The following is a 12330-nucleotide window of genomic DNA, read 5'->3' on the forward strand; positions in this document are numbered from 1 at the left end:
TTTTTTGAACCTTATCTTTTTTTATTTTATACTCAATGAAAATCAAAGAGCAAACTAGGAAGCTAACCGCAGGCTATACTTGAGTACGGCAAGGTGAAGCTAACGTGGTTTGAAGAGATTTTCGAAGAGTATTATTCCTTCTCAGCCAATTCTTTTCCCAGTTGGATGAGGTAATCTTTTAAGTCATCTTTGACTTGTGGATGTTTGAGGGCGTAGTCAATAGATGTTTTCATAAATCCAAACTTATCCCCAACGTCGTAACGAGCTCCTGTAAATTCACGGGCAAAAACACGCTGTGTTTTATTGAGCGTATCAATAGCATCAGTAAGTTGGATTTCATTTCCAGCACCAGGAGCTTGCTTTTCGAGGATATCAAAAATCTCAGGTGTGAGTAGATAGCGACCGATGATTGCCAAATCACTTGGTGCATCTTCGGAAGCTGGTTTTTCAACGAAAGTTTCGACACTGTAGAGACCATTAATCCCTTCACCTTGAGGAGCGATAACTCCATATGATGAAACATCTTCGTGTGGTACGGGCATGACAGCAATGGTTGATGCGTGTGTCTTTTCGTAATCATTCATCAGTTGTTTTGTCAAAGGAACGGCATTCTCGTCTGTGATGTCCATAAGGTCATCACCCAGCATAACAACGAAGGGCTCATTCCCCACAAAAGCTTTGGCTTGTAAGACAGCGTCTCCAAGACCACGAGGGTGAGTTTGGCGGATGAAATGAAGGCGCATACCAGTTGCTTCATCTACTAATTTTAACAGATCTGTTTTCCCTTTTTCTTTGAGATTATATTCCAATTCAAAGTTTGAATCAAAGTGGTCCTCAATAGAACGTTTTGATTTACCAGTGACAACCAGAATATCTTCAATGCCTGATTTAAGAGCTTCTTCTACGATAAACTGGATAGTTGGTTTATCTACAATTGGCAACATTTCTTTAGCAAGTGCCTTGGTGGCTGGTAAGAAACGAGTCCCGAGTCCAGCGGCAGGGATGACTGCCTTTCTAACTTTTGATGTCATAAGAATCCTTTCTTTAGAGGGTTAAGACCACTCATTTTCTGCTTTAAATTCATTGTTCATGATATCATAAATGGCATCTTTGATGTTGGTTCCGTGATAAATAACTTGGTAAATGGCCTGTGTAATTGGCATATAGACTCCAAGTTCTTGCGCTAGTTCATAGGCTGCTCGAGTCGTTGAAATCCCTTCAATCACCATGCCCATATTGGCTTCGATATCAGCTAGGGATTCTCCCCGACCAAGGGCATCTCCAGCTCTCCAGTTACGAGAGTGGATGGAGGTTCCTGTTACGATCAAATCTCCCACACCAGATAAGCCGCTATAGGTCAATGGACTGGCCCCGAGTGCTACCCCTAGGCGGGTGATTTCTGCCAAGCCTCGAGCGATGATGGCTGCCTTGGCATTGTCACCAAATCCCAAACCATGTAAAGCTCCGGCGCCAACAGCGATAATGTTTTTAAGAGCACCAGCGGTTTCAACCCCGATAACATCCGTATTGGTATAAAGTCGGAAGTAGTGATTACTAAAGAGTTCTTGAACGTATTGAGCCGTTTGTAAATCTTTAGAAGCAGCAGTGATTAAAGTTAGGTCACGTACAATGGTCTCTTCTGCATGACTAGGGCCTGAAACAACGACAATATCACTGCGGAGATGTTCAGGAATTTCTTCTTCAAGGATGGTTGATAATCGTTTATGGCTATCAGGTTCTAATCCCTTTGATGCGTGCATGATGATAGCCTTATGGTCCAATGTTTGTGCAACTTGTTGGGCAACAAGTCGTGTCACTTTTGTTGGGACAACAAACAAAATCGCATCCACATCTCTCAGTGCCTCTGCTAAGTCGGTGTAGGCAATGATATTTTTATCTAGAACGACATCTTTAAAGTAGTGTTTGTTAGTATGATAGGTATTAATTTCATTGATTTGTTCGGGAATGTTTCCCCAAATACGTACCTCGTGTCCATTGTCATTTAAGACTTGTGAAAGGGCAGTTCCCCAAGAACCAGGCCCCAAGACGGCGATGGTTTGTTTTTCCATGATTTCCTCCTTGATAGAGTTCTTTCTCTTATTCTATCATATTCTAGGGGATTTTGCACTTTCATTACTGGGGTATGGTGGAAAAATGCACAAAAACCGAGACGAAGGGATAAACTCTTAGTCTTTAGTTAAAGTGAGAAGAAATCTGATAGATAGTTTGATTCAGTATATGCTTATAATAGAGGTAAACAACTCAGGAGGTTCTTGTAGCTTGCGAGAGTTTGGCGAAAAAATTAAAAGATTACGTTTGGCTAAAAAAATCAGTCGTTCAGAATTTTGTGGCGATGAGTCTGAATGAAGTATCCGTCAATTAATTAGAATTGAAAATGGAGAATCCAGACCAATACTAACAAAGTTAAAATATATTGCTGAACGTTTGGAGGTTGAAGATTACAAGTTGATGCCAAGTTATATAGAGTTGGATAAGGAATACCTAGAATTGAAGTATTTCTTGATGAGGACTCCTACATACGAAGATGAAACTATCGCCCAAAAGAAAGAGAGTGTTTTTGATAAGATTTTTGAAGAGTATTATGATAGGCTACCTGAGGAAGAAAGATTTATCATCCCAAATTATTCATATCTGGCACTAACGAACTACACAGTTCAAAAATTACCAGAAAAGCTAGTTAAACTACTGTCCTTCTGGTGATTTTGCTTAATTTCTGATGTTCGAGACATGATTGAGGAGATTTGTCTTGATTTTTTCCTAAAAAAGGGCAGACTCCTCCCTTGGTTTGATGCTCGATTTTTAAAATAAGGTGACTTATTCTGTTAGGCATGTTTTCCCCTGCCCTCTAGCTCTATATGGAACAGGGAGTATCAGATTTATCTGGCAGATTGTATCAAATAAGGCTTGAAACTGTTTTGAATAGGAATATAGACTTGAGAATTTGAGAATATGTCGTCTAGCAGTAGAGACATATTTTCCGGCAATATGAAGGAAGAGACGTCGAAAACGCTTGATAGTCAAGGCCTTTACTTCATCACCAGCTAGCTGCTTTAAAAAGAGGTAGAGATTATAAGCCAGACAGCCCATCATCATACGTACTTCATTCTTAATCATGGTCGAACTATCTGTCTTATCCCCAAAGAATCCTGCTTTCCTTTCTTTGATAAAGTTTTCAGCATTCCCTCGTTCACGATAGAATTGAAACAGCTCCTCACTATCTACACTGCTTAAATTGGTCAAATGAACTTTTTTACAACCATAAAAAAGAGCACTTAATCGTACTCTTCTCTTTTAAGGATTAGTTGAATTAATTCAAATCCACTAGTTCTCCTGTTTCTAGGTAGACTAGGCGTTCACAAATGTTAGCAATGTAATCAGCGAAGCGTTCCAGATGCCCTATGATATAAAGGTATTGAGTTCCATTGGGAATTGAGGTTTCTTGGTCTTTCATAAGTCCAATGATTTCCTTTGATAAGGCATAATAATATTGGTCAATCTGTTCATCTTTTTGAGCAATACTAATAGCTTTTGAGGCTTGGTGCAAAGGAAAGGCAACCAATAAATCGGCTAGCATGCTGAGGGATAATTTACCCATTTGGTGTAACTGTTCTTCGTCAGGGGCTAGTTGATTTTCTTTTAGTTGCAAAACAGCTTTGGCAATGCCTGCCATATGGTCTCCCATACGTTCAAGGTCTGAACAAGAAGACATGATGCTAATCACAAATCGAAGGTCAGACACTTGTGGCTGCTGCAAGGCTAACAAACGGGCACAGGTCAATTCGATAGCGCTTTGACCTTGGTTGATAGCATGATCCTTATTGATAATTAGCTCTGCCATCTCCTTGTCTTTGGAGGCTAAGGCCAGTAAGGCTTTTGAAGCTGTTTCAAGGACAAGTTGTCCTAGTCCTAAAAAGGATTGTTCTAATTCATGCAATTCTAAATCAAATTGATTTCTCATAGGTTTTTCCTTCCTTATCCGAACCGTCCTGAAATATAGTCTTCTGTGCGCTGATCTTTTGGATTGGTAAACACGTCAACGGTATCTCCAAATTCGCAAATTTCTCCTGTTAAGAAAAAAGCAGTTTTATCTGAAATACGTGAAGCTTGTTGCATGTTATGGGTAACAATGATAATCGTATAATCCTTTTTTAGTTGCTGAATGAGGTCTTCAATTTTTAAAGTGGAGATAGGGTCTAAGGCTGAAGTCGGCTCATCCATTAACAGAATATCAGGTTCTACTGCTAAAGCTCGCGCAATGCAAAGGCGTTGCTGCTGACCGCCTGATAAGGACATGGCACTCTTTTTAAGATTATCTTTGACTTCGTCCCAAATGGCTGCCCCTTTTAAAGATTTTTCCACTAAGGCATCTAATTGTTTTTTGTCTCGAATACCATGTGTCCTTGGGCCATAAGCCACGTTATCATAGATAGACATGGCAAAGGGATTAGGCTGTTGAAAAACCATCCCTACACGCTTACGTAGCTGATTAAGGTTGAATTTGCTACTATAAATATCTTGCTCATCTAAGAGGACTTGGCCTTCAATATGGCAAGAAGGAACCAAATCGTTCATCCGATTAAGGGTTTTTAGAAAAGTTGATTTACCACAACCAGATGGGCCTATCAAGGCAGTAATCTGTCTTTCTGGTAATTGAATCGAAATATTTTTTAAGGCTTGAAAGTCCCCGTAAAATAAGTCTAGGTGTCTGACTGAAAATGTTCCCATACTAGGAAGCTCCTTTCACAAGTTTCCGAGATAATAAGCTTGATAGAGTATTTATCATTAAAACAGTAATAATCAAAATCACGCCGGTAGCATAGGCTTCATTGACATGTAGCCCCTCACTTGACAGCATATACATATGTAGGGCTAGAGAACGGCCTGAAGACATGAGACTACTTGGCGTATTGGTAGAGGTACCTAATGTATACATGAGGGCAGCTGTTTCACCAACGATACGGCCAATAGCTAGTATCACTCCAGCTAAAATACCTGGCATGGCAACTGGTAGAACAATTCTAAAAACAGTCCGTAACTTACCTGCCCCAAGTCCATAACTTGCTTGACGCATGCTATCACTAACAGATAAAAGGGCTTCTTCTGTTGAGCGAATAATGACTGGCAACACCATGATGACTGAGGTTAAGATTCCTGATAACAGAGAGTATTGAAAACCTAAGAAGACTACAAAGAAGAGCATGCCAAACAGACCAAAAACAATGGAAGGAATCCCAGACAAGGTATCTGAGGCCAATCGCATGATTTTAACACAAAGGGAATCTTTTTTTGTATATTCCACAAGATAAAAACCAGCAAAAATCCCTATGGGCAAGGCTAAAAGAAGAGCACCAAAGACCAGAATAACGGTGGAAATAATCGCTGGCATAAGGGAAATGTTCTCAGAAGTATAAGTCCAAGAAAAGAGGGATAGACTTAGATGAGGTAAGCCTTTGATGAGGATAAAACCAATGATTAAAAAGAGAGAGCCAAAGGTTAAAGCTGAAAAACAATAAACGAGAAGTTTTAGCAGGTATTTACTCATAAGATGATTTTCCTTTCAAGTAGGCAAAGTAGGCATTAATCAAGAGAATAAGGAAAAAGAGAACTGCTGAGGTTGCAATAAGGGCTTCCCTATGCTGACCTGATGCGTAAGCCATTTCCAGAACAATATTGGTTGTTAAGGTTCTGGTTCCTGAAAAGAGTCCACTTGGAATAATCGGCTGGTTGCCTGCCACCAAAATAACTGCCATGGTTTCGCCTACTGCGCGACCGATTCCTAAAATAACTGCTGATAAAATACCAGATCTCGCAGCTGGCAAGATGACACTAAAAATACTCCGTTCATGACTAGCTCCTAGAGCCAAGCTACCAGAATAATACGTTTTGGGAATTGTTCGGATAGCAGATTCTGACAAACTGATAATGGTTGGCAAAATCATTATTCCTAATAGTAACGAAGCGGTTAGGACACTCATGCCATTTCCTAAAAAGGTTCTAATCCAAGGCACCAATAATTGTAGGCCGAAAAAACCATAAACAATAGATGGAATGGCCGCCATCAAGTTGATAGCTGATTTTAAGAAGCCATAGACGGGCTTTGGACAATAATAAACCATAAACACCGATGTCAAGATGCCTGTTGGCACCCCAATCACAATCGCTCCTAAGGTAATTAATAAGGAACCAACAATCATTGGTAAAATACCATAGCTTGCCGGATTGTTCGTTGGCGACCAATCACTGCCTAATAAAAAACGGGTAAAGCCGTAGTTAGCCATGAAAGGCAAGCCATTACTAAAAATAAAGAAACAGATTAGCAAAATAGCTACAACAGCTACTGCTGCACTCATGAAAAAAATTGCCCTAAAAACTGCTTCCTTGAAGGCTTGTTTTGTCACATTTTGTCCTTTCTAGTGAAGAAAGTAAGGGAGATGCGACACCTCCCTACTTGCCTTCTTTATCTTATTGTACGATGAAACGTCTGCATCTCTTTAGAGATTTATGGAGCAAACATTTTATTTAATTTTGTCCCAGGTGGTTAATTTGCCACTAAAAACGTCTGCAAGTTTAGCCATACTGACTTGGCTTGCCTTATTGTCATTATTGACCACAACAGCAATACCGTCTAAAGCAATAGCATCATGGCTGAGACTCTCACCTTCTTCAGGAGTTAATTCCCTAGAAACCATACCAATATCAGCGGTTTTCTCCTTAGCAGCGGTAATACCTGCTGAAGACCCATTAGAGGTAATATCAATCGTAACTTCGGGATTTTCTTTTTTATAAGCTTCTGCTAATTTTTCCATTAAAGAAGATACTGAAGTGGAACCTACAACAGACAACTTGCCTGATAAGTGTTGGCTTGTATATTCTGTGGTTTCGGTTTTAGCTTCAATAAATTTATTATCTGTGACCACTTGTTGACCTTGTTTGGAGTGGATAAAGCTGATAAAATCTTGACCTAGCTTGGAAAGATTAGAAGACCAAACAATGTTGAAGGGACGTTGAAGAGGGTATTTACCATCTAAAACTGTGTCTCGACTAGCCTTGATACCATCAATCTCTAAAGCCTTGACAGATTTCGATAAAGATCCCAAGGAGATGTAGCCGATAGCATTAGCATTCCCTTGAACTGCTGAGAGAACACCTTCTGTGCTATTTTGAATCACAGCTGTTTTGGCAGTGTTGTCAATTTTTTTATCACCGTCTTTTTTGAGAATCCCTGTGATTTCTGTGAAGGCACCCCGTGTTCCAGAGCCATTTTCTCGTGAAATCACCTCAATCGTTTCTGAAGCTGACTGTTTGGAAGCAGATGACTGATTGCCACAGGCAACAAGCCCAAATCCTGATAAGCCAATGGCTGCAAGAGTAAGCATTTTTTTGAATTTCATAATAATCACCTTTATTTCTATGTATTTTTCTTGTGTAGGATTACTACACTTATAGTCTAACAAGTCTTTGTAAAGGTTTATCCCTGATTCATGTAAAGATTGTGTAAAGAATCAAAAAAGCCACTTTTGAAAAGTGGCTGCTCCTAAAAATAGCTTTAAAAATTATTAGTCCTGTGCGAAAGATTGGTTAGGAAGAAAAATCGTGAAGCAACTGCCTCTGCCAAGCTGACTCGTCACCGTGACTTGGCCACCTAATAATTGACTAAGTTCTTTGACAATAGCAAGGCCAAGACCAGTGCCACCAGTTTGTCTGCTTCGACCTTTATTAACTCGGTAAAAACGTTCAAAAATACGATCCTGCTCTAATTGACTAATACCAATCCCTGTATCTGACACAGAAATCTTAATGCCTTCGTTCACCTTTTGGGTCTTGACCTCAATTTTTCCCCCTTGTTCAGTGTAACGGATGGCATTGGTTAAAAGATTGAGTAAGATTTGGGAAAGTAATTGACTATCTGATACGAGGGTGATATCATCTGGCACCTGCACCTTTAGCTGTAAATCCTTCTTCTTGAGCTGAGGTTGCACGCTTTGAGTCAAATCCTGTACAAATTCTGCCAAAGAAAGGGTCGTCCATTGTATAGGCATTTGTTGAGCCTTAGATAAGGTAAGAAGATGCTCAACAATATGCTCAAGACGCAAGCTTTCTTTGTAAATAATGTCTAGAAAGTCATCCTTGAGCGCTTCTTCTTCAGCTGACATCTCCTTAATGGTTTCAGCAAAGCCCTTAATCGAAGTAACTGGTGTCCTCAATTCATGGGAGGCATTTGAGACAAAGGCTAAATTTAACTTTTCATAAGTTCTAATCGTTGTTAAATCATATAACAAGACGAGCACAGCTTCCACAGATTGGGTGGGGCTAAAAACGGGAACTGCTGTCACTTCTAAAATCAGGTCACCCTCATGAAACCCACTTACTTCTTGTTTTAACCTTGTTTTTTGATCGAAGGCTTGGTGAACTAAATTCCGAATATCCATCCGTTTGAGGTCATCAAGTGAACTTATGTCGCCGTCCACATCGGGAAAATAATGAGGCAGAGAGCGACTGGATAATAACATCTGACCTTGAGCGGAAACTAAAAACGTCCCCATGGTTAGGTGCGACAGAAGAACCTCCATTGTTTCGGCTAGGTCCTTGTATTGCTGATCCTGTTGGGAGACTTTGGTTTTTAGGCCAGACACATACTGAGCCAAAGACTTTAAGTCTTCTTGCCCTTTTTCTAAAAAGTATTCACTACTGGTCAAGAGAGGTTGGTGCAAGGTCTCAAAAGCAACTTCCCATTTCCAAAGGCAAAAGAGCCAGTAGCTACCTAGTCCCAAAGAAAGGGCTAGAAGAAAGAGACCGATGCCTTTACTGATCCAAGTTAATGCCATCCCTGCAATCAGAATGAGGCTAACACTTAGATTGACTAGCCAAAATTGAAGGTAGCGTTTCATCTATAACTCCTTGAACTTATAACCATAACCCCGAATGGTTCGAATAAATTGAGGGGCTTTAGGATTGTCTTCAATTTTTTCCCTCAACTTACCAATATGAACGTCCACCAAACGTGTTTCCTGCCCAAAGTCATACCCCCAGATACGTTCCAAAAGACGCTCTCTAGTCAGTGTCATGTTGGGATGTTTCATAAGATAGAGCAAGAGTTCAAATTCTTTTGGGGTCAAACTCAGTAACTTATTCGCCTTGTAGACTTCATGACGCTCAGGGTATACTTTCAAGGTCCCAAATAGCCAAGAATCGTCAGCGATATTATCTGAATCATCTCCTTCTTGTTCTCCTTTAGTTCGCCTGAGGACAGCCTTGACACGCGCCAGCAATTCTCTAGGGCTAAAAGGCTTGGTCAGGTAGTCATCAGCCCCTAATTCCAAGGCCAAAACCTTATCAAATTCATCACTTTTCGCAGAAACCATCATAATTGGAGTTTTGACGCCTTTGGCTCTCAGCCGCTTACAAACTTCTATGCCATCTAATTGTGGTAACATGATATCAAGCAAGATAAAATCAAAGGGTTCTGTTTCTGCCAAAGCTAAGGCCTTCCGTCCATTTGTTACCAATTGAGTAGAAAAGCCTTCCTTACTTAAATGGTAGTCAAGCAATCTCAGAATGTGTTCTTCATCATCCACTAATAAGACTTGTTTTGTCATCTATTATCTCCTATTGGTAACATTATAACACAATTATCAGAAATCCTAACATTGCTAAATCAGATTAAATTTGCTTATCAAGACTAGGATCTGGTCAAACGCTCAATCATCTCCTTGTGCTCTAGATAGGTCGCCAGTAGATCTACCCTTTCAAATAATTCAAAATCCTCAAATTCAAAACCAGGAGCAACAAGACAAGAAACCAGAGCATAATCCTTATCAACTTCAAGAACTCCTCTCAGTTCTGAGGACACGGTAATGATTGATGCGACGGAAGTAAAAATCCATCGCCTTAAAAAACAATTAGCGAATGATTCTGGTAAAAAGAAATGCCACGCTATGAAGGCTCAAGCGATTGTCACAAGTCAAGGGAGAATTGTTTCTTTGGAGATCACTGTGAACTATTGTCATGATATGAAGTTGTTCAAAATGAGTCGCAGAAATATCGGACAAGCTGGTAAAATCTTGGCTGACAGTGGTTATCAAGGAATCATGAAGATAGATCCTCAAGCACAAACTCCACGTAAATCCAGCAAACTCAAGCCGCTAACAGCTGAAGAGAAAGCCTGTAACCATGCGCTATCTAAGGAGAGAATCAAGGTTGAGAACATCTTTGCCAAAGTAAAAACGTTTAAAATGTTTTCAACAACCTATCGAAATCATCGTAAACGCTTCGGATTACGAATGAATTTGATTGCTGGTATTATCAATCATGAACTAGGATTCTAGTTTTGCAGGAAGTCTATTATTTGGTTAGGTGAATTAGTGAAGCGTTTAGGCAAGTGTCTCTGGTTACGACGTAAAGAAACATAAATCGATCATATTTATGTCCTAAAACTAGTGAAGCGCCTAGCCAAAGTCCGAATAGGATTTGGCGTTAGTTACTTAGATTGCTTTGCAATCAAGTAACTTTGGCGATTTACATCTTCTCTGGCGCTTCTACTCCAAGCAAGCGAAGGGCTTCTTTGAGAACGACTGCGGTTGCGTAGCTGAGGGCTAGACGGCTGTCGCGTTCTGGGCTTTCATCCAAGATACGTGTATGTGCATAGTATTTGTTAAAGGATTGAGCTAGGTTAATTGCAAATTTAGCAATGATAGAAGGTTCAAAGTTATCTGCCGCACGGTTGATAATACGTGGGAAGTCTTGAATGAGTTTAATGATTTCCCAGCTTTCAGCATCATTCAAGCTATAGTTGCCAGCTGTTTCTGGTTTGAAATCCGCTTTGCGTAAGATCGATTGGATACGAGCGTAGGCGTATTGAACATAAGGTCCAGTTTCACCCTCGAAGGATACCATGGCCTCTAAGTCGAAGTCATATCCGTTTGTACGGTCAGTCTTGAGGTCATAGAACTTAATGGCTCCAACCCCAACAGCATGTGCTACCTGATCTTTATTTTCCAATTCAGGATTTTTTGTTTCAATTTGGGCTTTTGCACGACTAATAGCCTCTGCAACAGTGGGCTCTAGCAAGATGACATTCCCTTTACGGGTAGAGAGTTTTTTCCCTTCTTTTGTAACCAAACCAAAAGGAACATGAGTAATGTCGTCACTCCAATCGTAGCCCATCTCTTGCAAGACAGCTTTGAGCTGTTTAAAGTGGGCAGATTGCTCTTGACCAACTACGTAGATAGATTTAGCAAATTGGTATTCGTTTTTACGGTAAAGGGCTGCAGCCAAGTCACGTGTGATATAGAGAGTTGCACCATCAGATTTTTTGATAAGGGCTGGATGTTCAATTCCATATTTCTCAAGATTCACAACTTGGGCACCTTCTGATTCAACAAGAAGGCCTTTTTCAGAAAGAATGTCTACAACTGCATCCATCTTATCGTTGTAGAAGGCTTCTCCGTTATAGCTGTCAAAATCAACCTGCAATTCATTGTAAAGGCGGTTAAATTCCACCAAACTTTCATCACGGAACCATTGCCAGAGAGCGAGGGCTTCCTCATCTCCATTTTCCAGTTTACGGAACCATTCGCGTGCTTCTTCATCCAAGCTAGGGTCATTTTCAGCCTCAGCATTGATGCGGACATAGAGTTTAAGAAGTTCATCAATTGGATGAGCTTTTACAGCTTCTTCGTCGCCCCATTTTTTGTAGGCAACAATCAACATCCCAAACTGTTTACCCCAGTCTCCCAAGTGGTTGACCTTGACTGTTTGATAACCGATTTTTTGGAAAATATGTGACAAGCTATCTCCGATAACAGTTGAGCGTAGGTGGCCAATAGAGAATGGCTTAGCGATATTGGGACTAGACATATCGATAACAACATTTTCTTGTTTGCCAATAGTTTGATCAGCATAGTGTTCTTTTTCAGTGATAACAGCTTGCAATACTTGAGCAGAAATGGCAGATTTATCAAGGAAAAAGTTGACGTAAGGTCCTGTTGCAACAACCTTTTCAAAGGCTTGGCTGTTAATTTTTTCAGCCAGTTCAGCCGCAATCATTTGAGGTGCTTTACGTTCGACTTTTGCAAGAGAAAAAGCAGGGAAAGCAATGTCTCCCATTTCTGAGTTTTTAGGGGTTTCCAGTAAATTTAAAATAGCCTCTTGGTCCAGGCTATCAATGACGCTAGCCAATTCGCTAGCAATCAATTCTTTTGTATTCATTAAGAGCTCCTTTTTGGACTTTTCTACTATTTTATCACAATTTTAAAGAAAGAAGAAAAAATTTTTGAAATCTCCTATTTTTTTGGTATAATATAGTTATAA

General features: G+C 40.1%; 11 protein-coding genes and 3 pseudogenes. 2 read left to right on the forward strand and 12 right to left on the reverse strand.

Features of this window, described 5'->3' with window-relative positions:
- Positions 1 to 131 precede the first annotated feature (131 nt).
- Positions 132 to 1031 carry a UTP--glucose-1-phosphate uridylyltransferase GalU gene (gene galU / locus HT729_RS02320; protein WP_172931624.1) on the reverse strand — a complete coding sequence of 300 codons (900 nt, stop codon included), beginning with the start codon at positions 1029 to 1031 and terminating at the stop codon, positions 132 to 134.
- Positions 1032 to 1052: 21 nt separating this feature from the next.
- On the reverse strand, positions 1053 to 2069 hold the full coding sequence (locus HT729_RS02325) for an NAD(P)H-dependent glycerol-3-phosphate dehydrogenase (RefSeq protein ID WP_050207897.1): 1017 nt from the start codon (positions 2067 to 2069) through the stop codon (positions 1053 to 1055).
- 400 nt (positions 2070 to 2469) lie between these two features.
- On the opposite strand from HT729_RS02325, the gene HT729_RS12340 reads away from it, so the two are divergent.
- A complete protein-coding gene (locus tag HT729_RS12340) occupies positions 2470 to 2721 on the forward strand; it encodes an arginyl-tRNA synthetase (protein ID WP_078140763.1) in 252 nt (83 codons plus the stop codon).
- 114 nt (positions 2722 to 2835) lie between these two features.
- On the opposite strand, the pseudogene HT729_RS02335 reads toward HT729_RS12340, so the two are convergent.
- From HT729_RS02335 to HT729_RS02375, 9 genes and pseudogenes are all read right to left on the reverse strand, one after another.
- Positions 2836 to 3267, reverse strand: a pseudogene (locus HT729_RS02335) (transposase); the annotation flags it as partial.
- 61 nt (positions 3268 to 3328) lie between these two features.
- Positions 3329 to 3979: a phosphate signaling complex protein PhoU gene (gene phoU / locus HT729_RS02340; protein ID WP_001245781.1), complete on the reverse strand. Its 651-nt coding sequence runs from the start codon at positions 3977 to 3979 to the stop codon at positions 3329 to 3331.
- Positions 3980 to 3993: 14 nt separating this feature from the next.
- Positions 3994 to 4746 (reverse strand): phosphate ABC transporter ATP-binding protein PstB, encoded by a 753-nt coding sequence (gene pstB, locus HT729_RS02345; RefSeq protein ID WP_000536446.1) that lies wholly within the window; start codon positions 4744 to 4746, stop codon positions 3994 to 3996.
- Position 4747: 1 nt separating this feature from the next.
- Positions 4748 to 5563: a phosphate ABC transporter permease PstA gene (pstA, locus tag HT729_RS02350; protein WP_000049768.1), complete on the reverse strand. Its 816-nt coding sequence runs from the start codon at positions 5561 to 5563 to the stop codon at positions 4748 to 4750.
- A complete protein-coding gene (gene pstC, locus HT729_RS02355; protein WP_023935334.1) occupies positions 5556 to 6419 on the reverse strand; it encodes a phosphate ABC transporter permease subunit PstC in 864 nt (287 codons plus the stop codon). The genes pstA and pstC overlap by 8 nt, the downstream gene beginning before the upstream one ends.
- A 117-nt stretch (positions 6420 to 6536) precedes the next feature.
- On the reverse strand, positions 6537 to 7412 hold the full coding sequence (locus HT729_RS02360; RefSeq protein WP_138699688.1) for a substrate-binding domain-containing protein: 876 nt from the start codon (positions 7410 to 7412) through the stop codon (positions 6537 to 6539).
- A gap of 165 nt (positions 7413 to 7577) precedes the next feature.
- Entirely contained in the window at positions 7578 to 8909 is a 1332-nt protein-coding gene (locus HT729_RS02365; RefSeq protein ID WP_023935331.1) for an ATP-binding protein, read from the reverse strand.
- Positions 8910 to 9617: a response regulator transcription factor gene (locus HT729_RS02370; protein WP_000166478.1), complete on the reverse strand. Its 708-nt coding sequence runs from the start codon at positions 9615 to 9617 to the stop codon at positions 8910 to 8912.
- Positions 9618 to 9700: 83 nt separating this feature from the next.
- Positions 9701 to 9841: pseudogene (locus tag HT729_RS02375) on the reverse strand (cupin domain-containing protein); the annotation flags it as partial.
- Here HT729_RS02375 and HT729_RS02380 point away from each other — a divergent pair.
- A pseudogene (locus HT729_RS02380) lies at positions 9834 to 10346 on the forward strand (transposase); the annotation flags it as partial. The pseudogenes HT729_RS02375 and HT729_RS02380 overlap by 8 nt on opposite strands.
- Before the next feature lie 190 nt (positions 10347 to 10536).
- Here the strand turns inward: HT729_RS02380 and argS are convergent.
- Complete coding sequence (argS, locus tag HT729_RS02385; RefSeq protein WP_119947513.1) at positions 10537 to 12228, reverse strand: arginine--tRNA ligase; 1692 nt, start codon at positions 12226 to 12228, stop codon at positions 10537 to 10539.
- Positions 12229 to 12330: the final 102 nt, after the last annotated feature.

It is taken from the genome of Streptococcus sp. 79 (assembly GCF_013277425.1).
GTDB lineage: Bacteria > Bacillota > Bacilli > Lactobacillales > Streptococcaceae > Streptococcus > Streptococcus pseudopneumoniae.